Below are 24,027 nucleotides of genomic sequence, written 5' to 3'. Positions count from 1 at the left end.
AGATGAATTTAAATCGGCCACCGCAAACCAAAGTGTGGCGGCTTAACAAAGTCGACCGCGAATAGGAGTGCTGGTGATATCACCGGACTTTGTTAAGACCTTCCGCCCTCTGTCATTTTAGGAGAAAAGAAATGAAAAGTCAAGATGGCAAATATGTAGGAATTGATTGTGGAAAGAAAACTTTAGAGGTTGTTCGAATCAATTCGGAGAACTCGCTTGAACGTCGACAATTCAGCACAACGGAAAGTGGTATTAACAATTTACTAAAATGGTTAACCTTGAATGATATAGTCGGTCTGGGTTTTTCAGCTACGCTGAAAGCTAACACCAACGCTTCGCTGGCTTTTAGCAATCTCGCTCTCCATGGATCGCTCGATTGGCTCTCAATCTTTTAGAATCGCAAAATCAATATTAAACAAAGGGATTCAAGTAATTGTCCTGAATCCCGGAGACTTAGCAACAACCTATCAATCTTTAAAAAAGACCGATAAAGAAGACAGTTTAAAAATAGCCAGGCTCATTCAACGTTTTCCAATAGAAGAGTTACCGGTTGTTCCAATTCCAACTGACGAAGAGGAAGACAATCGAAGACTTTGCACGGAACATGAGAATTGGACAAGACAACTAACGCAAGGCAAAAATCGACTTCATAGTTTATTCACTCAAGCCGGTTTGACTGAAATTACCAAAAAGCATTTGCGAATAAAAGCATCCAGAGAAGCTTCCGTAACTCTACTTCCTGATCGATACAAAAGAGAAGCAGAACGAATCTTAAAAGTTTTAGATTTAGTCGAACTAAATCTAAAACTAATAGAAGAAGAAATTAAAGAGGCTCTGAAAAAAATCAGAGTTACGTTCAAACGATCATGTCCATGCCTGGGATCGGTATGATTACTTCTTTGGCGATCATGAGTTATATGGGTGATTGTAAACGATTCTCTTCGGCTAAACAAGCCGCTTACTTTGTGGGCTTAGTTCCGAGTGTTGATATTTCGGGAGATACGGTTCGATACGGTAGAATTGTTTCCCGTGGTTGTCATGCAATTCGAAGAGTAATTGTTCAAGCGGCCTGGAGTCTGGTTCGATGTCAGCATGGCGGAAAGATAAAAGAATTCTATCAAAGGTTATATGTTAAAAAAGGAGCTAAAAAATCGATCATCGCTACTTCACGCAAAATGATCGAAGTTCTTTATTCAATGATTCGAACGGGAGATCTTTTTGATTCTATGCCTGAAGAAGTATGGAATCGAAAATTAGCTCAATATGGTCTTATGTAAAAAAAAATAGCGGGAGGGCTTGACACAAGAAACATAGGAGAAGCGAGACGTTGAGTTTTATCGAGCGCCAATAGATTAGTATGATTCTTGGATGTAAGAAGCGAAACGCTTGAGTTACCAGCTTGATCTTTCTGACAAAGCAGAAAACTCAAGTGCCGTCGCTCTCTAACGATCGCTTCCGCAGGTTCTGGGACGCGCTGTAAGTTTATTCATAAAACTTAAAGTACGACCTAACGACATTTTACGTTACGATATAAAATTCCCTCTATATTCCGGAAACTAACTTTCAGGACCTCATGAAAGGCCAAAACGGCTTTAAAACTTCTTGTCATAGAAAAGCTCGAACGGGAGCTTATTCGTATGGAAAAGCCCTATAGAAAAAATGTCGGAATGGTCGTCTTTAACTCCTATGGAGAAGTTTTAGTGGGAGAAAGATCGAACTTTCCTGGCTCTTGGCAATTCCCCCAAGGTGGAATCGACGAAGCCGAAGAACCAACGACAGCAGCTCTAAGAGAATTGTATGAAGAGGTAGGAATCGATTCGGGAAAAATCGTCGCCGAGTATCCGGATTGGATCCCCTATGATTTTCCGGAAAATCTTTCTCTCAATCGACACCTTCAAAAATACAGAGGGCAAATTCAAAAATGGTTTCTCATCCATTGGAACGGAGAAGTAAACGACTGTAAACTGGATATTCACGAAAGAGAATTTGAAACGGTTCGTTTTATTCCCATAGAAAATACTTTGGCTACAGTTGTTCCTTTTAAAAAAGACGTATATTATAAAATTATAGAAGAATTTGGACCTAAGATCCATATCTTTCTCCAGGAAGCGAAAAAAAAACTATGACGGAAGAACGATCCATTTTCATCCCGCCGGGAGGTCCCCCCGGTCCGATTCCGGGTTTACAAACGGTTTTCGACGCGGTCGGTGAAAATCGTCTACGAAATCTGGTTTCTAATTTTTACGATCAGATCTCTCTGAGTCCGATTGCTTTTATGTTTCCCGAAGTTCTAGAAGAGAGTAAAATAAAATCCGCCGATTTTTTAATTCAAGTTACTGGCGGTCCCTTCTTGTATTCTCGAAAGTATGGACCTCCTAGGATGCGTGCAAGACATCTTCCATTTCCGATCGATGAAAAGGCGAGAAGGATTTGGCTCTCTTGTTATCGCAAGGCTCTGGACGATTGGGAAGCTGACGTTTCCATAAAAGAAATTCTTTGGATTTTTTTTAAAGACTTCTCGGCATGGATGGTGAATTTGGAAGGCAAAACGGAGGAATAAGATGGGATCCCAAAATAACTCAAGAGCAAAGATTCTCGTTCGTGGAAAGGTTCAAGGAGTAGGATTTAGATATTACATTCTTCAAAGAGCCCAAGAATGCAGACTCAGCGGGTATACCCAAAATCTTCCGGGAGGAGAAGTGGAAACGGTCGTGGAAGGAGATAAAGTATTTATTGAAGACCTCTACAAAGCAATTCAAAGGGGACCCAAAGGCTCCGAGATTAAGGAAGCTTTGATTAGTTGGGAGGACCCGAAAGGGAACTTTAGAACTTTTGAAATTAAAAAATAAACTCCGCGCCTGATTTAGATAGTAGTGGATAGGTTTTAGTGAATAGTAGTCAGGGATTAGTGTAGCGTGTAGCGTCCTAGAAAAAGTTGTCAGAAAAAGGAAGGGAAAATGACAACGATCAGACGTTACAGCGAAGCGTTCAAGATGAAAGTGATCGAGGAAATAGAGAGTGGCAAATACAACCAGAACCAGGCAATGAAATATTACGGCATTCCAGGATCAGTGACAATCCGAGGTTGGATAAAAAAGTATGACAAGAATCATCTGATGAGTAAAATAGTGAGAGTGGAAACGGAGAATGAATTGAACCCTGTAAAGTCCTAACCACTGACCCCTTAAAAACCTAACATCTAAAATGTTCCCACATTCTAGAGTTTTGGGACAGACTCTGATTCTTTCAACTTGCATCTTTTCTTTTAGAACTTGGCTCTTCCTCCGGAACCGAATCGGTTTGGATTTCCCTAAGCCATTCCGATCGAATCTTTTCCAATTGTTTTTTTCGGTTTTCTTTGTATGCAATTTCTCTACTGAGTTGTTCGAACTGAACAATGGATTCCTGGTGTTCCAAAGCAGTCTCAAGTAATGCGTAAATTCCTAAAAAATTCAATACCTTCGAAAACCAGGAAAGGTTCTCCTTATAACAGGAATATTTCAATCTTATCAGAGCCGACTTAAAGTTCTTATCCGCATATAAATGTCCAAGATTATTTTTTTCCATTTTTAAAAGATATAAGAAATTTCTAATAATATTCTTTTTGAATGCGTATTTCTCCGTCATCAATTGGATCAAGAGAAGAATCGTGTCCTCCTTTTTACTACAAATACACTCTATCTTTTTTCCTTTTTCGTACCAATCGCAGGAAATACAATCTGGATCTCTTCTAAGACTATCCACTATGGAATGGGAAAACTCCCGATCTTCGTCGAGATTGATTGTGACGAACTGGGATAACGTTTGGTTTTTCATAGACATCATTGTTTTCAACATCTTAATCGATTTGAGTTCCTCGGCAGAGTTGCGGAGATTTTTTTCCCGATCATGTTTTTGCGAAATGTAATTCGCGAGGATCAGAAAATCCTGAAAAGTTTCAGGAATCAGGCCGTTCAAATTTTCACCGATGATTTTTAATTCTTCCGAAACGAATTTTTCTTCAATACCCGAAACGGGGCCGGAATAATCGACGTCGACCACCATGTTCTTTCGGTTATTCGAAATCAAATCCCAGGCATCGGGATATTCTTCTTTGAGTCTGTCAGAAAATTGGTTGAGATAATATCCTCTTAAAATTTCGAACGCCTTTCCGGACAGTTCGTCCGTTACGTGAAACAATCCTGTGGTTTTTGTCACCGCTATATATTCACCTTCTTGAATATTATCCAGAATAAATTGGACCGAATCGGCGATCACCTCCTCCTTGATAAGCTCGCTAAACGTGAAAGAATAGATCCAATTTTTAATACTGAACGATTCTTTGATGAAAGTTCCATTCGAAGTTTCCGCGATGAGATATTCAAATATGGAAATCAGTTCGCTAATTTGAAAGGGCTCGCATCCCAAAATATAGTTCTGAATCGAAAATGCGGACTTACTCAAACTATTTAGATAAATCTCTTTCAGATTTTTTCGGTTGGAACTCTTGAATTCTTTCTCCGAAATGAGACAGAGACATACCGTAAGTTGATTCGTCTCTACTAAAAATTTAAACTCTGGAAAAACGAGAATCAAATTCTCATTTGAAAGTTTTTTCAGAGTGTTCATATAAATCGGCTTGGATCCGCCATCCTTCCAGACCTTTAGAATTTTACCGGAAAAAAATCCTTCCAAGGTCGTATGATTTCGAATTTGATAGAGGATTTCTACTTCCTTCGGGTTCAAGGAAATAGCTTCTTGATCGGTCGCATCGGCTTCGTTTCTCAAATACAGATACGAGGGCATGAGATTCTCGTATTTCTCATGATCGTAAAGGGAATCCAAACGCCATACCTCTTGGGATAAGTTTTAAAACGAAGCATAACGATTTTATACTATACTGGAATTAAAAATAGCAAAAAATATTTCAAGATGCGAATGTTTTTGTTTAAGGCGTCTTTGATTTGTTTTCAGAGATTCCTTATTTGATTGGATAAACGCTCGTAAAACGTTTGATACTTTCAGAACTTCCAAACAGAATCAAAATTTCCTTCTCTCTAAATACCGTCCTGGAATCCGGGAGAAAAACACCACCTTCTTGGGATTCCGAATCGTTTCCGTTCGATTCCGCTTTTCTGATTCCGACTAGATTGATCTGAAACTTTTCCCTTAACCTAAGTTCTCTTAATTTTTTACCGTAAAGAAGAGGAGAAATTTCCACTTCGAAAAGACTGTATTCTTCGCTTAACAAAGTCGCCTTTTTTACGCCTTGATAACTGAGTTGTTCCGCCATGGAAGCGGCCGCCCTTTCTTCGGGATTGAACAGATTTTCGATCCCGATCATCTGAAGAATTTTACGATTCAATTCGGAATGATAGCGAACATGCAGACATTTTAAATTCATATCTTTTAAATGGTATGCGGTAGTAATCAGGGATTCAAAATTTTCCGCGAGAGCTACAACGATCTCGTCCATGTCTTCCAGATCCAACTCTTCCAACGAAGATCTACTGCTCGTATCCACACAAACGGCAAGAGCGCACTGATCCTTGATTTCTTCGACAATTTTTATGTCCTTGTCTATCGCCGTCACCTCGTGCCCGTTTTCGTTCAAATAGATTACTAGAGTTTTGCCGAAATCTCCCAAACCGATAACGGCGATTCTTTTTTTGAGGGTTTTATTTTTCTTTTTGCCCACCATGACACGACTCCTCTTAACCGACTATGATCGATTCTTCCGGAAATTTAAGTCCGGATTTTTTTTCTTTCGGAACCAAAGCGATCAGTATGGTTAACATTCCGACACGACCGCAAAACATCATCAGACAAATCAAAATTTTTCCCGCCGAAGTCAAAGAGGATGTAATCCCTCTCGAAAGTCCCGCGGTTCCAAATGCGGATACAACTTCGTAACAGAGATCCAAAAATGCGGAATCTTCGGTACATGTTAAAAAGAAAATTCCGCAAAAAATCAGAAATAAAGACACGAGAATTCCCGCAGACGCCCTGGAAGTGGAACCAGAAGAAATTTTCCTTCCAAAAACTTCCACCTCTTCCTTGCCCCTAATATGATTGAATAGATGAAGTATAGCAACCGCAAGTGTCGTTGTTTTGATTCCACCTCCGGTACCGTTCGGAGAAGCTCCCACCCACATTAAAAAAAGGCTAACAAACACCATGGGCATTCCCATTTTAGAAACATCTAATGTGTTAAAACCCGCGGTTCTAGTGCTGATCGAATAAAAAAGAGAATGAAACATTCCATCCATTACGCCTAACCCGGAAAGAGTGTTATTCATTTCCAGCACGTAATACGAAACCGTTCCGAACACAATCAAACCGGCCGATACGGTAAGAATCAACTTAGCTCCCAGTTCCATCCTTTTGGGATAATCTCCGATCTTCAACATCCAATGAATCAGATGATTCACCGTGGGAAACCCCAATCCCCCGAGTACGATCAGAATCATCACTATGGATAAAAATTCTTTTTGGTTCAACATCCAATCGGTTCCAAAACCCTGAGGGAACGTGGAAAAACCGGCGTTGCAAAAAGAACTCACCGAATGAAATAAGGAGTAAAAGATTTTATTTTTAAGATTCGTTTCACTTTGGTCAGGATAACAGACAAAGATCAACAAGACTCCCACCGCTTCGATGAGAAAAGTCTGAGCCGCTACCTGCTTTAAAACGGAAGAAGCTCGTCCCACACTTTCCTGACTAAATAGATCCTTGATCAAAAGTTTGTTTGTAACACTGACCTGCCCCGCCAAAAAGATCGCAAAAAAACGGTAAGCGTCATAAGACCAAGTCCGCCGATTTGAATCAATAGCATCAGAATCGTCTGCCCCGTCCCGGTCAGTTGAGAAGCGACGGATATCGTACTCAAACCGGTAACACAAACCGCACTTACCACCGTAAAAAAAACGTCCATCGTAGGAATCGGAACGGCTTGAGCTCTCGGTAAGGATAACGCGAGCGTTCCAAGTAGAATCAAAATTCCGAAACTTCCCGTGATAACCAAGGAAGGACTGATCTGTCTGTAATTCAGCAGTTCCGTTTTTCGGATCAATCGGGAGAAGTTACTGAATAAAAGAAATAGTTGACTCAAAGACAAAAAAGCCAAACTCGCATCTTCTCCACTTAAGGAATTTAAAGTGAGAAATTTATAGATTTCCTGACTGATGATCTCCTGGAATACGATCAGAAAAACCACGATCGCTTCCGTCTTGTGAGTTTTGAGATAACCGAATAGGTTTCCGACGACGAAAATAAACGAAAGGGCCTCATAAACGACTAAGGAAACGACGATTCCATTTACGAGTAGTCGAATCCAGTGTGTCCATTCATGAGGATAATAAAATCCGTAGATTAAAATCAAAAGACAAAGAGAAATACTTCCGCAGATCGAGTAGTAGATTCTTAAAGGAGGATAAATTTTAGACTGATAAAAAAGGGCTACGTTGTACCAAACATTCGATAAATTGAATATAATCTCTTTGATGGGATTCATTAGAAGCTGACGTTAAAAAACGAAATCTCCAGTTTATATTCTCTTCCCGGAACCCCGGAGGCGCTCGCATTGGAGATCGGCAGAAAATTTCCGAAACCGAGGGAATCCGCGGATGTCGGTTCGACAGGGGGCGATTCGGGTTGATTCTCCTTTTTCATGGATTCGTATTCTTTCATATCATGCCAAGCGTTTGCAAAAGCAAGACTCGTTCCGAAAGTAAAAATAAAAACGGAACCGCCGAACGTCTTTTGAAACTTATGCACGCCTTGAACTTTTGCATTGGAAGCGATCGCGTACCCGAAACCGAGAGTGATCGGAAGAGTCATAAAGAAGATGATCGAAAAACGACGAAGTGTTGTTTCCGTATATTTTTCCTCCTCATGAATCTGATTTTGTTTTTTCTTTTTGTCGGCTTGTTGTGCCTGTCTTTGAAGAATCGCTTCTACGTTGATATTACCCGTAAGAGGATTGATCAGATTTTCTTGTCTTCTTTCCGTATTGGGATTTGCGGTTCTGCGTAAACCGCCGGTTGACGGAAACGGAGTTTCGAAAGGAATCTGTACATTCTTAGGAGAAATCAAAGCCGGTTTTTTAAAGGCCGGAGGAATCGTATATTCCTGATAAACCTCTCTGGTCGGAGAATCCTTATAGTTTCTCAGGTTAAAATCGTAGGGATCAGAGAAGTCCGTTTGACTCTGAGAAAACAATAAATCCGGATTCAAAAAAGAAAGAATAAGAAAAGCGGTCGTAAGTCTGATGTTCGCATAAAAACGAAACAAAACCGATCGTTTACAAAAATCAGAGGCAAAGTTTCGAATCTTTTTGTGGGCAAGCAAGACGTGGTTTCGAACATAATCCGACAGATTCTTACAGATTTCCCATAAATTTAGCATGGCCTTTCTTCTAGAATCCCTTATATATCAAGTCGAGGCAAGAATTTTTAGAGTCGAATCAAGAAGCGGATTTTCTTCCGCTTAAAATTTCGGAAGTGAATAAAAAAGAATTCTGTCTCACGGTTTCCAAGATCTCCGCACTAAGACCGATTCCGGCGGCCTTCGAATATTCTTCTTCGATTGTGGTTCCGAAAATTCCGGGATCATCCGTAGAAATCGTGAATCTCATTTCGTTTTTTGCAAAACGAAGAATGGGATGCGATTTTGGATCGACGACCATTCCGATAAATTCGTTCGAACTCGGACAAGACTCGATGACCGCATCGGTTTGTTTGATCTTGGAAATGCAATAATTTTGAAAGCCGATACACTCTTCCAAAAACGAAATACCTGTTTCCAATTCGACGACTTCTTTATGTTTGAGAGAATCGATTTCGTTTCCAATTTTTTCTCTCGAAGGAACTTCAAAGTAAGAATCCAGTTCCTCTTTTCGATTGTAATATAACTGAAGTTGATCCAATCTTTCCGATTTAGGTTCCGTAATTTTATCCTTCATCTTTTCGAAAGGATCAAGCCCAAGAGCGATTGCGTGCCCAAGACGATGCACCCCCCACTCCGCGGATTCCAAAACCCATCTTGAAGCGGACAAAATCGATTTGTCTTGAAAGCTCTCTCCGACGTGATAAAGAATCGCAAGAGCCGTGCCCCTTTCCGCCTTGTTATCCTCCTCCACCGTCTTGAAAATTTCTTTTTTCTTTAGGGGGAAACCCTTCTTCTATATAACAAAAATCTAATCCTACTAAATAATCCCGGATCAAAGAATTTTTTTCCATAAGATCCTTATAAATAGAATATTCCCTGAATACGTCTCCGTCCCTGTGCAAAGAGACCGCAAGTTTGGCAAATCCGCCCGTTTTTTCTTCTCCGCGCGCAAGTCCTTCACAAGCGGCTAAAGTTTTATCGTATATCCCCTGTTCCGTCTCGAAAGGAGAATACATCACTCTGTATTCTCCGTAAGTCACGCCCTGACGAAACTGATCTTCTACGATCCGTGTGGCAACTAACGCGATTTCGGCGGGATCGAATTTGGATAAGGCGATGATCAGATTGAATTTGGCCTGAAACTCGGGAAACGGACCACAATGATTAAACAGGTAAAGTTTGCGAAAAGAATCGGGATCTTTATAATCCTCGAAAAAAGTTTCCGTGGAAATTTTTTTACCGAAATATTGTTGATACGAATTCGTAAAAATCTCCCAACGAGGAGAAGGATTGGACCTACCTATCTCGTAGAGGAATTCGGAAGTGATCGATCCGTAGAGATGATTGTGAAGATCCGCGTATTGTTTCATAAATTCCTATCGAAAGACCTCTAATACGACTCAAGCGCCGATTTGCTACGGACAACATCGCCGAACTCAAAGAAGCAAGGCGCCGAATTTCTACTAAGACAGTTTATAAATAGCCTAGCGTTGAAATTTACGGCGCAGTAACTCAATAAAGCTTTTTTGTTCCGTAATTGTATTTAGGAAACAAATTTTGCGGATCGTTGTCCAATAGTTTCCGAAGCGATACGAGTTTTTGAACTCGAATTCTCATAAAATGAAATTTGGAATTTCTTACAAACAGTAAGCAATGTAAATCCGGAAAAAAGTTTTTTGAAAAGGGATGGTTTTATTGTTTCTTCCTAAAAACTTGGAAGAACCGTGAGAACCTTACAGCATTTAGCCCATACCTTTTATAGGAACATTCGTCCGAGTCTTTTGAATTCCATGATCTTGAAACTCGCGGTGCCCGTCGTGTTCGGAATGTTCAGCCAAACCGTAGTTTGGGTGACCGACACGATGATGGTAGGAAGACTCGGTAAAAATTCGATCGCCTCGATCGGAATCGGAGGAATTGCACACTTTACTGTGCTTGCGTTTCTCATGGGATTTGCGATGGGAATTCAGGTTATCGTAGCGAGAAGATTCGGAGAGAAAAACGATTCCGAAATCGGTAAGATCGGAATCACTACTTTGTACATCGTTGCTGTTTTTGGAGGTTTTTTATCGATCGGAGGAGCGGCAATCAGCGACTGGTTGATGAACCTTCTCAATAAAGACGAAATTGTAAAAGAACTTTCAAGCAAATATTTATACTTCCGTTTTCTGGGAACCGTCTTCTTTTTTCTACTCTTTACGACGAGGGCATTTACCGACGGATTAGGGATCACGACCGCCGGTCTTGCGTCCATGATCATAACATGTTTTACGAATATATTTTTAAACTGGGTCCTGATCTACGGGAACTTAGGTTTTGATGCGATGGGTGTTAAAGGAGCGGCAATCGCATCTTCTTTGGCGGGAGCCGCTGGTTTGTTTGCGTTTCCTTTTTACTTTTATTCAAGAGGTCTGGGGAAATATTTTTCCCACATATCTTGGGCTTTCAGTTTTACTCATTTTCGGGAAATCTTAAAGACGAGCACCTCACCGGCGCTTGCGGAACTTCTCAATAACATTTCTTTTATGATCTTTACGGAGTTTGCAACAGTCGTTGGAACAACCGCATTAGCTGTAACCAATATGCTTTTTAGTACTTTAAGTCTTTCCTTTTTACCAGGATATGCATTCGGGATTGCGGCGACCACGATTCTCGGCCAGGCGTTGGGAGCGGGGAAACCGAAACTTGCATATCACGGTGCGTTTCGATCCGCTTTTTTTGCGGCTTGTGTGATGGGAAGTATGGGCCTTGTTTTTATACTTTGTGGAAAGGAGATGTTGTCCTTTTACACAAAGGATCCGGAGCTGATTGAGGAAGCGTATTCTCCCTTAGTCATCTTGGGAGTAATTCAGATCGTAGACGCTTACCACATGGTGATCGCTTGTGCACTTCGGGGTGCGGGACTTCAAGACTTTGTTTTCCGTGCTTATACCGCGGCCTCTTATTTAGTGTTTCTTCCTTGCGCTTATTTTCTGGGAATTTATTTGGGAATGGGATCGGCCGGATTGTGGTCCGGGATCGTGGCTTGGGTTTTGGTCCTTGCATCTGTGTTTATCGTTCGGTTTCGCAGAAAGGATTGGGTTCACAATCAAGTTTGATCCCAAGTAATCACTAAAACCTATCTCAAAAATACTTTATCTTTATTTAAAACGCCGATTCCGATCATTCTCGGATATTTTTGAGATAGGGTTCTAGTATCACACGGTAGTTCCCTGCATATTTGCAAATCAAATTGATTATCCCTGCGCAAGAGAATACGAAGAGTCGCCCAAAATCAATTACAATCATTCGGTGAGTTCGTAATAAAACGCAATAGTTCCCACAAATTACGTCTCTTTTTTGGGGAGTCTTCGAACAGCTTTTTTTGTTATTCAATTCCTATGGGAGTTCCCACATACGTGGGGGTTTTAAACTTTCTTGCCAGATCGGGTTTTCGGGTTTTCCTGGTCTGAAGATGAAAAAAGCACTCATAACCGGGATCACAGGACAGGACGGATCTTATCTAACGGAATTTCTACTCCGGAAAGGGTATCAAGTTCACGGAATCGTCAGAAGGTCCAGTATGTTCAACCGGGCAAGGATTGAGCACCTTCGTGGGAACTCCAATTTAATTTTGCACTATGGGGATCTTACCGACTCAAGCAATTTAAATCGAATTTTGGAAAAAGTTTCACCGGACGAAATTTACAATCTCGCCGCTCAATCTCATGTGGGAGTTTCCTTTGAAGTTCCGGAATATACCGCAGAAGCCGACGCGGTGGGAACGCTTAGAATTTTAGACGCGATCAAACAGATTGGGGTGAAAAGCAGATTTTATCAGGCGTCCACATCCGAACTTTACGGAAAAGTACAGGCAATTCCACAGACAGAAACAACTCCGTTCTATCCAAGATCTCCTTATGCGGTTGCAAAGTTATATGCCTATTGGGCGGTTGTAAATTACAGAGAGGCATTCGAAATTCACGCATCCAACGGAATCCTATTCAATCACGAATCCCCAAGACGAGGAGAAGGTTTTGTAACTAGAAAGATCACCATCGGAGTCGCCAATCTACTCGCGAAAAAAGGCGGACCGATTCAACTCGGAAACATGGATGCGAAAAGGGATTGGGGATACGCGCCGGACTACGTAGAAATGATGTGGATGATGCTCCAGCAACCCGAAGCGGACGATTACGTCGTGGCGACCAATGAAACACATACCGTAAGGGAGTTCGTGGAAAAATCTTTCGGATGCGCGGGAATTCAAGTACGTTGGGACGGCAAGGGTGATTCCGAGAAAGGATTCGATGCAAAGTCTGGGCAACTTCTCGTGGAGGTGAATCCTAAATTCTATCGCCCGACCGAAGTTGATATTTTGATCGGCGATCCTTCTAAAGCGAAGAAAAAACTAGGTTGGGAACCGAAAGTAAAATTCGAAGAACTCGTCAGGATCATGACCAAAGCAGATTGTGAATTGGTCGGAATAAAACTCTAAAAACACATTCTAATTTTCGAATATCAGTTCGAACAAAGAAAACAAATAGGGCGAACTTTCCTACCCTATCATCTCGCATATACATAATCCGACAAATCCGTTTAACACGAATTTCTTTACGAAAAAATCACATGGGGACTTGCTAACTTTGAGAAACCGCATTGAAAAAATTTCGGAGTAAGAAAAAATCCTAACTTTACAAAGAATTTTGGAACCATCGCCTGTTCAATGGGATTAAAAGAATGAAATTACATGTGGGAACTCCCATAGTATTTTAGATTTATAAATCGTATTTTCACCGTTAAACTCCCGTGGAGTTAAATGATAAAGTTTATAAATGATATTAGGATCTATGTTGAAACTAATTTACAATCTTCTGCGGCGAAGTATTCGAGAATCAATCAAGAGCGTTGTATTAGATTTAAAGATGGAATTAAAAAATCCCAAATTTTTTCTTGAGTTCGTCTCTAGTTTGTTCCCAAACGACGGTTGTTTTTAAACCTAGAGTATAAGAACGATCCTGATCTCCTGTTTTGAGAAATTGTTCCGCTTCCGCGACTAAGGCCCTTAAATCCTCTAATCCGAAATTAGCGGAAACCCCTTTGGTTTGATGAAGTTCAGCTTGAAGTTCTATGTCTTTTTTTTCTTCCGTGAAACGAACGATATTTTTGATTCGAATTTCCATATTTGCGAGAAGGGACTCAACCATTTCTTTAAGCCAAGCAATTTCATCATCATCGTCACTCTGCTTCAGAGAATCCAATCTATTCCAGTCCACAAGCATATTTGTGACCTCGTCCAAAGTATTTCCTTTTTTCGCATTAAGAAAAGCTACTTTCCAGTAAACATTACACTTGTTCAAGACATCTTTAAAAGCTTGAATAAAAAAGCCGAACCGATTTTTGTATTTTAGAGCCAAAGTGAGGTCTAAATGAAAATACATCCGACTGCCGTTATCGACCCGAAAACAGAATTACACGAATCGGTCGAAGTCGGTCCTTATTCCATTATCGAAGGACATGTTTCTATTCAAGAAGGTACCGTAATTGAAAGTCACGTAAAAATTTGCGCGGGTTCCGAGATCGGAAAATTCAACCGTTTTCACCAAGGTGCCGTAATTGGAGTAATGCCTCAGGACTTGGGATTTAATCAACAACTTTTAACTAGAACCGTAATCGGTGATCATAATATTTTTCGAGAATACTCGAATATACATAAAGGAACCAAAGAAGATTCTCCGACTGTAATCGGTAACAAAAACTATTTTATGGGCAATTGTCACGTTGGTCACGATTGCATTCTAGGAAATAATAATATTCTCACACACGGTTGTGTGTTAGCCGGTCACGTAACCTTGGGTAATTTTGTGTTTATTTCCGGTTTGGTAGCGGTTCATCAGTTTTGTTTTGTCGGAGACTACGCAATGGTTGCGGGACTTGCAAAGGTCGTTCAGGACGTTCCTCCCTATTCCACGGTCGACGGAAACCCGAGTACGGTAGTGGGCCTAAACAGCGTAGGTATGAAACGCGCCGGTTTTTCTCCGGAAGTAAGAAACGCAATTAAACAGGCCTATAAAATCATCTATCATTCCGGAATGCCGACCAGAAAAGCCCTGGATGAGTTGGAGGCCTCTGGCAACTTGATCGACGAAGTCAAGTATATTATAAAATTCTTTAGAGATAGCGATAGAGGAGTGATAAGTCACAGGTGAGATTACTAATTACGGGGGGCGCAGGTTACATCGGAAGTCACATAGTCGCGCTCCTTCTTGAAAAAAAGCACGAACTTTTAATCGTAGATAATCTTGAAAAAGGAAATGAAGCGAATCTTTTTTCAGGGCCGGAATTAATTCAAGGAAATATTCAAGACGACTTCGTTTTAGAAAAAGCATTTTCAAAACCGATCGACGCAGTCTTTCATTTCGCCGCGTGGAAAGCGGCGGGCGAATCGATGACCAATCCTTCCAAATATGCTCTGAACAACATCAACGGAACTCTTAAACTTCTCGCTTATATGGAAAAGGCGGGAACCAAAAAATTCATCTTTTCCTCTTCTGCGGCGGTTTACGGTTCTCCGGAATACCTTCCCATTGACGAAAAACATCCAGTTCATCCGGAAAATTACTACGGTTATACGAAACTCGCAATCGAACAGAATCTGAAATGGTACGAGTCTCTCAAAGGATTCAATTTTGCTGCATTACGTTATTTTAATGCGGCAGGTTACGATCCCAAAGGAAGAATCCGGGGGCTGGAAAGAACTCCCGCAAACCTTCTTCCGATCATCATGGAAACTGCGGCGGGTATGAGAAACGAATTCGAAGTGTTTGGGACCGATTACGAAACTCCGGACGGAAGTTGTATTCGTGATTATATTCATGTAACTGACTTGGCAAAAGCCCATGTTTTAAGCCTCGAATATCTCGATTCCGAAAAAAAATCTCTTACGGTCAATTTAGGGTCCGAAAAGGGTTATTCGGTTTTGGAAGTGATTCGTCTTGCGGAGGAAGTGGTCGGAAGACAAATCTCTCATAAAATTTCGGGGAGAAGAGCGGGAGATCCCGCGAAACTTTTGGCTTCTTCAGCAATGGCTCAACGTTTATTGAAATGGACTCCGGAATATAGTGAAGCCAAAACTCTTCTCAAAACGATGTGGGACGTGTATCAAAATCCGGCTTAGAATCACCGAATCGATCTGCACTCCGGATTTACGGAAGTCACATATTCAAAAGAAAGGTCTTGTAAAAATTCTCCTCCCGAAAATTTTTCTTTGAATTGAATTTTTCCCTCTTTAAACAATCGAACCCAGTCGTCTTGTAATTTGTTTGCGATCGGCGCGTAAGACCAATGCCATTTTTCCTCGTTGTAACCTTTGTTTCCTCTCGAAGTTTTCGGAGTATATGGTTGGCAGAAGCCGAATCGTTTTGCGTTCTTAAACATCCAGTTATAGAACTTTTCTCCTTTTCCTCCTTTTTGAAAATAAGAATTCTCTAATGCATTTAGATCTATATCCGTTCCCCAATGATGTCTTGAGGTTCCAGGAGCGCTTGAAAATTCCAGGATCAAAGTAACGATTTCCCGGGAAGTTTTTCCTTTTACGGTTTCTCTCATTTTCCTTTTTCCGGAATATTTTTCCTCCCAAATTCTCTTCTGATCTTTAAAGGAACGAAAAGCAGATACAAGGAACGGTCTTTGTTTTTCTTCCGGATTTTCTCTTTGATAGACTTGGATTAATTCCAAAAATTTTTCTAAAACTTCTTTCCTAAGATAATGAATTCTGCTTTCTCCCGGATTGGAATACGCGGTTAATATCGCTTCCTGTTTAAAGTCTCCAAGCACGTAGGCTTGGCTGGAAACGTTTCCCGTTTGAGAAAAAATCGCACTTTGAATAAAAAAGATCAAAATAGCGGAAAGTAAACTTTTCATACTTACTCGTCAAAATGTAAAACTCAAAGTCTCTTGCAATGGGTTTTTACTGGAAACCGTTCGTAAAATCTCGATACGACTCTTTTTTACCGACCATGGTCTATCCCAAAACCTTAAAAGAAATCAGCTATAATCTTCGGTAAGTTCGTAACAAAACGCAGAAATTTCCACAAATCATAGATCCCCCTTCAGCAGTTTGTGTACTTTTCAATATTCTTTTTCGTTGTTAAATTTTCGTAGGAACTCCTACATTGAGACAAGTTCCATAATAAAGATTGAAATATTCCAGAATGTGGTGAATTCGCTCTTGAGTCATATTACCTTAAGATCAAAAACTGTGTGCGGGTATTTGAGAGAGATATTCCCAATGAAAAAATATTTCATCACTTTCCTGATTCTTTTTTTCGATTACAAATTGTTACCTTGGACTTTTCTTCCATTCCCGCGTGCACCGCTTCGGCTTCTTCCATTCCCTTCTCCTGCGCAAACTTTCGGAGTTCTTGGGTCAGGTTCATCGAACAAAAATGAGGACCGCACATGGAACAGAAATGCGCGGTTTTCATTCGATCCTGCGGAAGAGTCTCGTCATGAAAGGACTTCGCGGTTTCGGGATCGAGGGAAAGCGCGAACTGATCCTCCCAACGGAATTCGAAACGAGCCTTGCTCAAAAGATTGTCCCGTTCGATCGCGCCCGGATGTCCCTTTGCCAGATCGGCCGCGTGAGCCGCGATCTTATACGCAATCACTCCTTGTTTGACGTCTTCCTTATCGGGAAGTCCCAAGTGTTCTTTCGGAGTCACATAACAGAGCATAGCCGTTCCGAACCATCCGATCATCGCCGCACCGATCGCGGAAGTGATATGATCGTAACCAGGAGCGATATCGGTAACAAGAGGGCCTAACGTGTAAAACGGAGCTTCTTGGCAGAGTTTCATCTGAAGATCGACATTCTCCTTGATGAGATGCATAGGAACGTGACCCGGTCCTTCGATCATCACCTGAATATCTTCTTCCCAGGCACGTTTTGTCAATTCACCCAAGGTTTCGAGTTCTCCGAATTGCGCCTTGTCATTTGCGTCCGCAATCGAACCGGGACGCAATCCGTCTCCGAGAGAAAAGGAAACACCGTATTTTTTCATCACCTTTAGAATTTCGTCGAAATGCGTATAAAGAAAATTCTCCTTATGATGCGCCAAACACCATTTTGCAAGAATCGATCCCCCTCTCGATACGATCCCGGTCACGCGGTTTGCGGTAAAAGGAATATAACGCAGAAGAACTCCAGCATGAATCGTAAAATAATCCACTCCTTGTTCGGCTTGTTCCTCCAAAGTATCTAAGAAAACTTGAATATTCAAATTCTCCGCTTTTCCTTTTACCTTTTCAAGGGCTTGATAGATCGGAACCGTTCCGATCGGCACGGGAGAATTTCTCAAGATCCATTCTCTCGTTTCGTGGATGTTTTTTCCGGTGGAAAGATCCATCACCGTGTCCGCGCCCCACTTGACCGCCCAATGCAATTTTTCGACTTCCTCTTCGATGGAGGAACCGAGCGCTGAGTTTCCGATATTCGCATTGATCTTTACGAGAAAATTCCTACCAATGATCATCGGTTCAAGTTCGGGATGGTTTCGATTGGAAGGAAGAATGGCGCGACCGCACGCGATTTCCAAACGAACGAACTCGGGATTCATATTTTCCCGAAGTGCCACATAACGCATCTCTTCGGTGATGATTCCCTTTTTCGCATAATACATCTGAGAATGATTCGTATCACCACGATCGAGGCGTGTCCGGATCCATTTTTTCCTTATTTTTGGGATTCCGTTTTTATAATCGGAAGGTTTCTTGTCGGAAAGCGAACCCTCCGTATGATACGATTGATATTCGGTCCCGTCGGTAAGACGAATCGTTTTCAGAGGGACTTGAAATTCTTGAGTGGATTTCATACGTTCTCCTGACCGCCGGTTTGGAGAAGGAACTGAGGTAAGCTGTAAAAAACTGATACGATCCGAAGATTTTCCCGTTCAAAAACCACGGACCGAAGGTCCATAATTTTATCCCAACGATAGAATCTTTTGTATGATCCGTTTTCCTACGCAGGCTTTATCCTGATCAGGTTCCAGGGACTCTCTCAGAGACCATCACAGCCCCACCCCCAACGGTTTCAAATGTAGAATCGCATGACAAGAGTTCGATGACAAGAATAAAAAAACAGTTCCAATCAAATCGATCCATCGTAAGGTTTTCTGACTTGTGCCAAAACGTCAAAGCAATGTGGCAACGTCGGAAGAAGCCGAAGTTAGGCGAAGGTTTTTATTGAATCAACAAGTATTTTAATCAACCAACATTTCCTTTATAATCAGTTTCATTTTATTAACTGTTTTGGGATCTATTTTTCCTAACTTTTTTATCAGACGTATTTTATCTACAGTTCGAATTTGATCTAACACAATCCAGCCTTTCTTTCCTTGAAATGTTAATTCGACTCTTGTTGGATATGATCGAGATTTGGTAGTCATTGGTGCAATAATAATTGTTCCGATAGTTTTATTCATTTCATTAGGTGAGATTATTACGCAAGGTCTTGATTTTTTAATCTCATGTCCGACCGTTGGATCCAAATTTATCAAATATACTTCGTATTGAGAAATCACCATTCCCAATCCTTATCCGATAAATCTATTGAATCAGGAATAAGCAATTTATCATCTTTATTAGACGACATTGATTTAAATTGTTTTTCCCACCCTTCTCTTGGTTTCGATTTTAGAGGTACAATAATTAATTTATTATTATCGATTAGTAAATCTACTTCTTCTTCAATATGACATTCTTCTAAAACCGCTTTGGGAATCCGAATTCCTTTTGAATTACCTATTTTTACAACTAAAGCCTTCATAGTAATTACTATGTAATTACATTAAAGTTTGTCAATCGAAAAGAGGCAATTCTCTTGATTTGAATAGAAGGGTAATTACAGAAATCGGACTTTTCTATTGAATAATCCCTTATAATTTTTAGTTCAAAAAGATTTTTAAAAATTGTCACCTAACGAAATATGTTTCTCGATGTTGCGGGCAGAGCGCTTGTGCGCGAAGGGACGATGAGGTTCACTTCGTCTTTAAACTTCAAAGCGAACCGAAATCGAGCAATGTGCCGAAGGCCGGAGCGAGTCTGAGCGGGAACCGTGAATGTCGCGATGCCGGGAAAAGTCGAAGTTAGCTGAAGTGTGGCGTTTTAGGATCAGTAATTTCTTTTTCTAAAGCCCTCTGAACTAATTGATTCAAGGAGATCCCTTCTCTTAAAGATTTTCTATAAACGCGTCGATGAAGTTCAATTGGTATGCGAACATTAAACGAACCTTTAAAAGATTTTTCCGGACTTTTTTTAGCTTTTTTACATAAAACTAAATAATCATCCACCGATTCTTGAAATGCCTTCTTCAATTGTCTAACTGATTCACCTTCAAAGGAAACTAAATCCTCAATTCCTTCTATCTTTCCAAAAAATATCTCGTCATCCGCATCAAAATGAACAGAGCCTAAAAAGCCGTTATATTCGATAATATCTTTCATTTTATATAGCCCTCCGATTTTAATTCGTCTAAAATTTGATTTATTTGATATGACTTCAAAATATTCCTTGGATGAGGTTTATGAAGTCTTATTATATGTTTAGTCTCTGAGTGAATCCAAGCAACTCTTGAACCGGAAGATTTGCCTGAATTGTTTTCATTGTATCCATAGCCGGAGAGTAGTTTTCTTAGCTCATCATAAGAAAAATCCCTCGGTTTACTTTTGAATTTTTCTACTAACTTTTCACCCTTCGACACAAGTTCTATTGTGCGTTAAATTCTTAGAATTGCAACTAATATTTAGTCACATTTTCCATCTCGATTTGAAATGTAGAGTTCAGTAATATTTCGCCTAACGATTCAGGTTTACCGACGTTATCGTTCCCGAAGCGTTTGCGTGCAGGGATTGTTGCGAGGTTTGAGCGAACATTAGTGACCGTCTAACAAACAGAATGACAAAGCGAATGCGCCGAAGGCCAAGCAAAGCTGAGCAGGGACCAGGAATGTCGCAACGCAGGGATAAGCCGAAGTTAGACGGCGTCGAGCGTTAACGAGAAATAGAACTATCTTTTAGCCATACGGATAATGCTTTTTCATTTAAAGATCCACCGGCAACGCGAAGCATTATTGAAACAACCTCTTCCTCTGCTACTTCTATTTTGTAACCATTCAATCCCAAAAATACATACATCAATTGAAAAGATATCCGCTTATTGCCGTCTAAAAATGGATGATTTTTTGCAATACCCAAACCTAATGAAGCTGCTAATTCAAAAATCGTTGCCTTTGTATCATAAGAAAATTTGTTTTTAGGTCTATCGAGTGCAGATTCGAGAAGTCCCTCATCTCTAATCCCCTGCAACCCACCATGTTGTTTTATTTGATCTAAATGAATTGCTTCAGCAATTTTCTTGCTTATCCATTTAGGTTCTTTTTTCATTTAGCCAGTTCTTTCATGGCATTTCGATACTTCTTAGAGCCTTCCTGATAAATATCCATTGCTGTTTCAAAATCAGGATTATATGGAGAAAGTAGAATACCATCTTCTGTTTCTAAAAGAAATACGGTATCACCTTCGTGAAAATTGTATTTTTCCAAAAGAACCTTCGGTATTGTCGCCCCCGCTGAATTACCGATTGCCCGAATTGTCGTTTTTTTTACCGCAGGATTATCCATAGTTATAACATTAGTGATAACTATGGATTTGTGCAAGCATTTTTTAAACGTAATTTCTTAAAAGTGCACGAACTTGGGTTAATGGAACAACCCAAGTTTAAAAATAAGCAATGTGCGGAAGCGAGGGTTGCGAGCAATCCTGAAGCGCCGCGAGAAGCCGCAGTTAGTCGAAGGGCTATATTTAAATTCAATTTCTCCATCTTTCGATGAAGTCTATAATTTGATTTACTTGAACCTCTCCACCGTGTCGAAGATTCAGATTCTTGAAATTATCCAATTCTAAGCAAAACTTAACGAATTCAGTTTTGTTTTTTTCTCCCCATTTTGTGAAACCTTTACCCTTTACTTCGCCTGCCTTTGTTTCTACAGTGATTTTAGAAAGTCTAAATTTTCTATCAAGCATTTCATAATACTTTTCATTTACTGGCCAATCGGAATCATTTAGATTTAGTTGAGTTATTTCATCAGCCGTTAAATCAGAGACAACCATTGACAATGCGTATTTTATACTATCGATTGGAAGATAGTTTTCCATTTCTCTCCCATTTGAGTATAAAAATAGATTGCTCCCGGGTGGATTTTTTGCATCATTAAATAAATTCATTATTATCTTTGCACTTTCTTTCAAATTTTCAGACGGTTTTTCGTATTTTGATATTTCATCAATATCTGAATCAACGATGAAAATTGGATGTCTGCAAATCGAAGTTATATCTAGTTTTTGATTAGTTTCCATTGCAGTAAGATGTGAAATGCATTTTCCACCGTACATAAGAAATGAATAGTCGAATCCTTCTATTAGATTTGTTCCTTTCGGATGAATCGATATTATTTTTCTCCAATAGATCATATCGGAAGGACCTTCTACCCAAATAACGACATTGGACGTAAAAAGAATTCGCGATGGGGACAATCCGAGGCTATCAGCTACTTGAAAAGCACCGACTTTATCCATTGTTTTTTCAAGACTTAAGTAATTCTTTCCATCGATACTTTTATGCTCACATATCGTACGTATGACATTACAATTTTGGTTACAAACAGGGGCCAGTGAGTTGCTATCAGAAATTGTCGAGTATCGCTGAGGATTAAATCTAAAATTTTGTATCTTCGCGTTGGATGTAAGCCATTTTCTGGTTCGTCCCAAATAATTAAATCATTGTCCTTAGTTTCAAAAATAAGGGAAAAGTAAAATAAGCAAATTTTTGTACCGGTGGATACTTTTTGGTATTCAACATTGTTGATTTCGAGGTAATCTTGATTTCCATTATCTCGATCGTGATAAAAATGAGGTTCTTGTTGTAGCAGATCTTTTAGTTTTCGTTTGATTTCTGTATATTTCTCTTCTGGATCCTTTCCTCCTCTTATTTTTGAAATATTTTTTATAGTATCGGTGACATTCGAAAAATCTGTTTCGCCAAATCTTATAAATTTTGATCTTGGTATTGATAATTCTCGTAGAAAGTTTTCAAAAGGTTCTCTGCGAATTCCAGACTCATTAAAATTTAATAGATCAATACTTTCTTTGTTTATTTGCTCTTCATAGGATTTAATTTCTCTTCTTATCCCATCTAACGTGGATTGAGCATTTTGAGTTTGAGAAACATTCCCTTGTCTCTGAATTACAGCTAAATGGTTTGATTGTTGTATTTCTTTCGTTCTCAAATCACTTAAATTCCTATTTAGAAGTTCAAGTTGTTCAGAATTGAGATATAAATTACTTGAATCGTTGATTTTGACGAGTCCTAAATAAGTAGAAATTGAGGAAACGTAGATCTCTTTATTCGTATTTCTAAGAGAAATAGTTATGATATCTATCTGCTCGCCTAGCGCTTGGAAGTTTTTGTCGCTATTTCTGAAACCTCCAGATATTTTCAATTCTATTTCTGCCATATCCCAGTTAAGCCAATTATCGATTGAAATATCTCTCTTCTCAAATTTGCCTCTGTTTAGAAAATCAAAAATGCTATGGATAGCGGACAAAGATGTGGTTTTCCCTGATCCGTTTGGACCTATTAGAGATGTTAGATGTGAGTTAAATTCTAATTCGAATGCATTTTCAAATCCTGGTAATCCGGTTAGTTTTATTTTGGATATTTTTGATGACATAACAATTTCCTTTTTTAGTAAATTATAACCTTTCGCCGAACTTCCATTAAACGATATTCGTCTATCTTCCGAACTTGAAGGCATTAAAGGTCTAAGTTCATTCGTTTAGAACGATTAATTCGAAAACAACAGTCTTCCTTCGCTGAATCTTCCCCGAATTTCCTCTTTTTCCAAATCACCCGGATTTCCGAACAACGCCGCGTCTTCTTTCGTAAGTTCGATCAGCTTGGAATCTTTTCTTAAATCCGCAATTCTAAAATCCGGAAGACCGCTTTGACGAACTCCCATCAATTCTCCGGGTCCTCGGAGTTGGAGATCGATTTCGGATAATGCAAATCCGTCGGAGAAGTTTACCATCGCATCCAACCTAACCTTTGCGTCTTCGGTAACCTTAGAGTCCGTCATGAGAATACAAAAACTTTCCTGATCTCCGCGACCGACCCGCCCCCTCAACTGATGCAATTGAGAAATTCCAAAACGGTCTGCGTGTTCGATCACCATCACGGTCGCGTTGGGAACGTCGATTCCCACTTCGATCACGGTTGTGGATACGAGGATTTGAATTTTGTTTTTGGAGAATTCTTTCATGACTCGATCCTTTTCCGGCGTTTCTAATTTTCCGTGAACGAGTCCTACTTCAAAGCCTGGAAAAATTTCGTGTTTCAGATGTTCGTAAGCTTCGATGCAAGATTTGAGATCCACCTTTTCCGATTCTTCGACTAACGGATAAACGATGTAACATTGTCTTCCGGAAGAAACATACTTGCGGATGGATTTATAAACTCCCTCTCTCCGATCTTCCTGAAACCATTTCGTCTGGATCGGCATCCTACCTTTGGGTTTGGATCTAATCGTTAACAAATCCAAGTCTCCGTATAGGGTAAGACAAAGAGTTC

Annotated in this window: 22 protein-coding genes, 4 pseudogenes and 1 riboswitch (1 of these 27 only partly in view); of the genes and pseudogenes, 9 read left to right on the top strand and 17 right to left on the bottom strand. The window is 40.1% G+C overall.

What is annotated here, in order from left to right; all coding sequences use genetic code 11:
- Window positions 1–131: 131 nt before the first annotated feature.
- From LEP1GSC062_RS20865 to LEP1GSC062_RS02640, 5 genes and pseudogenes are all read left to right on the top strand, one after another.
- Window positions 132–1,277: pseudogene (locus LEP1GSC062_RS20865) on the top strand (IS110 family RNA-guided transposase).
- 360 nt (window positions 1,278–1,637) lie between these two features.
- A complete protein-coding gene (locus LEP1GSC062_RS02655) occupies window positions 1,638–2,126 on the top strand; it encodes an RNA pyrophosphohydrolase (RefSeq protein WP_020983241.1) in 489 nt (162 codons plus the stop codon).
- A complete protein-coding gene (locus LEP1GSC062_RS02650; RefSeq protein ID WP_020983208.1) occupies window positions 2,123–2,560 on the top strand; it encodes a globin domain-containing protein in 438 nt (145 codons plus the stop codon). The genes LEP1GSC062_RS02655 and LEP1GSC062_RS02650 overlap by 4 nt, the downstream gene beginning before the upstream one ends.
- A 1-nt stretch (window position 2,561) precedes the next feature.
- On the top strand, window positions 2,562–2,849 hold the full coding sequence (locus LEP1GSC062_RS02645; RefSeq protein ID WP_010577014.1) for an acylphosphatase: 288 nt from the start codon (window positions 2,562–2,564) through the stop codon (window positions 2,847–2,849).
- 108 nt (window positions 2,850–2,957) lie between these two features.
- Window positions 2,958–3,167 (top strand): annotated as a pseudogene (locus tag LEP1GSC062_RS02640) (transposase); the annotation flags it as partial.
- 79 nt (window positions 3,168–3,246) lie between these two features.
- On the opposite strand, the gene LEP1GSC062_RS02635 reads toward LEP1GSC062_RS02640, so the two are convergent.
- From LEP1GSC062_RS02635 to LEP1GSC062_RS02615, 5 genes and pseudogenes are all read right to left on the bottom strand, one after another.
- A complete protein-coding gene (locus tag LEP1GSC062_RS02635; protein WP_039940971.1) occupies window positions 3,247–4,785 on the bottom strand; it encodes a hypothetical protein in 1,539 nt (512 codons plus the stop codon).
- A gap of 175 nt (window positions 4,786–4,960) precedes the next feature.
- Window positions 4,961–5,680, bottom strand: a complete 720-nt coding sequence (locus LEP1GSC062_RS02630; protein ID WP_020983206.1) for a potassium channel family protein — start codon at window positions 5,678–5,680, stop codon at window positions 4,961–4,963.
- Between the two features lie 13 nt (window positions 5,681–5,693).
- Window positions 5,694–7,492, bottom strand: a pseudogene (locus LEP1GSC062_RS02625) (TrkH family potassium uptake protein).
- Complete coding sequence (locus LEP1GSC062_RS02620; RefSeq protein WP_010577018.1) at window positions 7,492–8,385, bottom strand: hypothetical protein; 894 nt, start codon at window positions 8,383–8,385, stop codon at window positions 7,492–7,494. The pseudogene LEP1GSC062_RS02625 and the gene LEP1GSC062_RS02620 overlap by 1 nt, the downstream one beginning before the upstream one ends.
- A gap of 58 nt (window positions 8,386–8,443) precedes the next feature.
- Window positions 8,444–9,737, bottom strand: a pseudogene (locus tag LEP1GSC062_RS02615) (amidohydrolase family protein).
- Window positions 9,738–10,091: 354 nt separating this feature from the next.
- Between LEP1GSC062_RS02615 and LEP1GSC062_RS02610 the strand changes: the two are divergent.
- Together LEP1GSC062_RS02610 and gmd are read left to right on the top strand one after the other, a co-directional pair.
- Entirely contained in the window at window positions 10,092–11,465 is a 1,374-nt protein-coding gene (locus LEP1GSC062_RS02610) for an MATE family efflux transporter (RefSeq protein WP_010577020.1), read from the top strand.
- A 356-nt stretch (window positions 11,466–11,821) separates the two neighbouring features.
- Entirely contained in the window at window positions 11,822–12,844 is a 1,023-nt protein-coding gene (gmd, locus tag LEP1GSC062_RS02605) for a GDP-mannose 4,6-dehydratase (protein WP_039940969.1), read from the top strand.
- 433 nt (window positions 12,845–13,277) lie between these two features.
- Here gmd and LEP1GSC062_RS02600 read toward each other — a convergent pair whose 3' ends face one another.
- Entirely contained in the window at window positions 13,278–13,628 is a 351-nt protein-coding gene (locus tag LEP1GSC062_RS02600; RefSeq protein WP_039940967.1) for an Hpt domain-containing protein, read from the bottom strand.
- Between the two features lie 147 nt (window positions 13,629–13,775).
- Between LEP1GSC062_RS02600 and lpxA the strand changes: the two genes are divergently transcribed.
- Both lpxA and galE read left to right on the top strand, forming a co-directional pair.
- Entirely contained in the window at window positions 13,776–14,555 is a 780-nt protein-coding gene (gene lpxA, locus LEP1GSC062_RS02595) for an acyl-ACP--UDP-N-acetylglucosamine O-acyltransferase (RefSeq protein ID WP_010577023.1), read from the top strand.
- Window positions 14,552–15,523: a UDP-glucose 4-epimerase GalE gene (gene galE / locus LEP1GSC062_RS02590; RefSeq protein WP_020983205.1), complete on the top strand. Its 972-nt coding sequence runs from the start codon at window positions 14,552–14,554 to the stop codon at window positions 15,521–15,523. The genes lpxA and galE overlap by 4 nt, the downstream gene beginning before the upstream one ends.
- Before the next feature lie 2 nt (window positions 15,524–15,525).
- Here the strand turns inward: galE and LEP1GSC062_RS02585 are convergent, their stop codons facing one another.
- The 11 genes from LEP1GSC062_RS02585 to recG form a co-directional block, all read right to left on the bottom strand.
- Window positions 15,526–16,269 carry a M15 family metallopeptidase gene (locus tag LEP1GSC062_RS02585; protein WP_010577025.1) on the bottom strand — a complete coding sequence of 248 codons (744 nt, stop codon included), beginning with the start codon at window positions 16,267–16,269 and terminating at the stop codon, window positions 15,526–15,528.
- Window positions 16,270–16,652: 383 nt separating this feature from the next.
- The gene (gene thiC / locus LEP1GSC062_RS02580; RefSeq protein ID WP_010577026.1) at window positions 16,653–18,218 is read right to left on the bottom strand and encodes a phosphomethylpyrimidine synthase ThiC; all 1,566 of its coding nucleotides are present in this window, start codon (window positions 18,216–18,218) and stop codon (window positions 16,653–16,655) included.
- A 126-nt stretch (window positions 18,219–18,344) separates the two neighbouring features.
- Window positions 18,345–18,439, bottom strand: a riboswitch (TPP riboswitch).
- Window positions 18,440–18,605: 166 nt separating this feature from the next.
- The gene (locus LEP1GSC062_RS02575; protein WP_010577027.1) at window positions 18,606–18,929 is read right to left on the bottom strand and encodes a type II toxin-antitoxin system PemK/MazF family toxin; all 324 of its coding nucleotides are present in this window, start codon (window positions 18,927–18,929) and stop codon (window positions 18,606–18,608) included.
- On the bottom strand, window positions 18,923–19,171 hold the full coding sequence (locus LEP1GSC062_RS02570; RefSeq protein ID WP_002753850.1) for an AbrB/MazE/SpoVT family DNA-binding domain-containing protein: 249 nt from the start codon (window positions 19,169–19,171) through the stop codon (window positions 18,923–18,925). Before LEP1GSC062_RS02570 ends, LEP1GSC062_RS02575 begins: the two co-directional genes overlap by 7 nt.
- A gap of 319 nt (window positions 19,172–19,490) precedes the next feature.
- Window positions 19,491–19,847 carry a type II toxin-antitoxin system HicB family antitoxin gene (locus LEP1GSC062_RS02565; protein WP_010577028.1) on the bottom strand — a complete coding sequence of 119 codons (357 nt, stop codon included), beginning with the start codon at window positions 19,845–19,847 and terminating at the stop codon, window positions 19,491–19,493.
- A complete protein-coding gene (locus LEP1GSC062_RS02560) occupies window positions 19,844–20,104 on the bottom strand; it encodes a type II toxin-antitoxin system HicA family toxin (protein WP_010577029.1) in 261 nt (86 codons plus the stop codon). The genes LEP1GSC062_RS02565 and LEP1GSC062_RS02560 overlap by 4 nt, the downstream gene beginning before the upstream one ends.
- A 289-nt stretch (window positions 20,105–20,393) precedes the next feature.
- Window positions 20,394–20,786: a type II toxin-antitoxin system death-on-curing family toxin gene (locus LEP1GSC062_RS02555; protein WP_010577030.1), complete on the bottom strand. Its 393-nt coding sequence runs from the start codon at window positions 20,784–20,786 to the stop codon at window positions 20,394–20,396.
- Window positions 20,783–21,022: an AbrB/MazE/SpoVT family DNA-binding domain-containing protein gene (locus LEP1GSC062_RS02550; RefSeq protein WP_020983191.1), complete on the bottom strand. Its 240-nt coding sequence runs from the start codon at window positions 21,020–21,022 to the stop codon at window positions 20,783–20,785. Before LEP1GSC062_RS02550 ends, LEP1GSC062_RS02555 begins: the two co-directional genes overlap by 4 nt.
- 187 nt (window positions 21,023–21,209) lie before the next feature.
- Complete coding sequence (locus tag LEP1GSC062_RS24480; RefSeq protein WP_244265077.1) at window positions 21,210–21,872, bottom strand: hypothetical protein; 663 nt, start codon at window positions 21,870–21,872, stop codon at window positions 21,210–21,212.
- A gap of 119 nt (window positions 21,873–21,991) precedes the next feature.
- The gene (locus tag LEP1GSC062_RS24475; protein WP_020983266.1) at window positions 21,992–23,131 is read right to left on the bottom strand and encodes an ATP-binding protein; all 1,140 of its coding nucleotides are present in this window, start codon (window positions 23,129–23,131) and stop codon (window positions 21,992–21,994) included.
- Between the two features lie 114 nt (window positions 23,132–23,245).
- Window positions 23,246–24,027 carry the 3' end of an ATP-dependent DNA helicase RecG gene (gene recG / locus LEP1GSC062_RS02540; protein ID WP_020983217.1) on the bottom strand. Its footprint extends 1,399 nt past the window's final position, so only the last 782 of its 2,181 coding nucleotides appear in the window; its start codon lies off the right edge, out of view; the stop codon is at window positions 23,246–23,248.

Source organism: Leptospira alexanderi serovar Manhao 3 str. L 60, assembly GCF_000243815.2.
GTDB classification, from domain to species: domain Bacteria; phylum Spirochaetota; class Leptospiria; order Leptospirales; family Leptospiraceae; genus Leptospira; species Leptospira alexanderi.
Note: the sequence above shows the minus strand (reverse complement) of the source record. Positions and strands in the feature narration are given on the sequence as shown.

Coding starts and splice junctions, on each gene's coding strand:
- LEP1GSC062_RS02655 (WP_020983241.1), top strand. CDS start 1,638: ATGGAAAAGCCCTATAGAAAAAATGTCGGAATGGTCGTCTTTAACTCC.
- LEP1GSC062_RS02650 (WP_020983208.1), top strand. CDS start 2,123: ATGACGGAAGAACGATCCATTTTCATCCCGCCGGGAGGTCCCCCCGGT.
- LEP1GSC062_RS02645 (WP_010577014.1), top strand. CDS start 2,562: ATGGGATCCCAAAATAACTCAAGAGCAAAGATTCTCGTTCGTGGAAAG.
- LEP1GSC062_RS02635 (WP_039940971.1), bottom strand. CDS start 4,785: ATGCCCTCGTATCTGTATTTGAGAAACGAAGCCGATGCGACCGATCAA.
- LEP1GSC062_RS02630 (WP_020983206.1), bottom strand. CDS start 5,680: ATGGTGGGCAAAAAGAAAAATAAAACCCTCAAAAAAAGAATCGCCGTT.
- LEP1GSC062_RS02620 (WP_010577018.1), bottom strand. CDS start 8,385: ATGCTAAATTTATGGGAAATCTGTAAGAATCTGTCGGATTATGTTCGA.
- gmd (WP_039940969.1), top strand. CDS start 11,822: ATGAAAAAAGCACTCATAACCGGGATCACAGGACAGGACGGATCTTAT.
- LEP1GSC062_RS02600 (WP_039940967.1), bottom strand. CDS start 13,628: ATGCTTGTGGACTGGAATAGATTGGATTCTCTGAAGCAGAGTGACGAT.
- lpxA (WP_010577023.1), top strand. CDS start 13,776: ATGAAAATACATCCGACTGCCGTTATCGACCCGAAAACAGAATTACAC.
- LEP1GSC062_RS02585 (WP_010577025.1), bottom strand. CDS start 16,269: ATGAAAAGTTTACTTTCCGCTATTTTGATCTTTTTTATTCAAAGTGCG.
- thiC (WP_010577026.1), bottom strand. CDS start 18,218: ATGAAATCCACTCAAGAATTTCAAGTCCCTCTGAAAACGATTCGTCTT.
- LEP1GSC062_RS02575 (WP_010577027.1), bottom strand. CDS start 18,929: ATGGTGATTTCTCAATACGAAGTATATTTGATAAATTTGGATCCAACG.
- LEP1GSC062_RS02570 (WP_002753850.1), bottom strand. CDS start 19,171: ATGAAGGCTTTAGTTGTAAAAATAGGTAATTCAAAAGGAATTCGGATT.
- LEP1GSC062_RS02565 (WP_010577028.1), bottom strand. CDS start 19,847: ATGAAAGATATTATCGAATATAACGGCTTTTTAGGCTCTGTTCATTTT.
- LEP1GSC062_RS02555 (WP_010577030.1), bottom strand. CDS start 20,786: ATGAAAAAAGAACCTAAATGGATAAGCAAGAAAATTGCTGAAGCAATT.
- LEP1GSC062_RS02550 (WP_020983191.1), bottom strand. CDS start 21,022: ATGGATAATCCTGCGGTAAAAAAAACGACAATTCGGGCAATCGGTAAT.
- LEP1GSC062_RS24480 (WP_244265077.1), bottom strand. CDS start 21,872: ATGATCTATTGGAGAAAAATAATATCGATTCATCCGAAAGGAACAAAT.
- LEP1GSC062_RS24475 (WP_020983266.1), bottom strand. CDS start 23,131: ATGTCATCAAAAATATCCAAAATAAAACTAACCGGATTACCAGGATTT.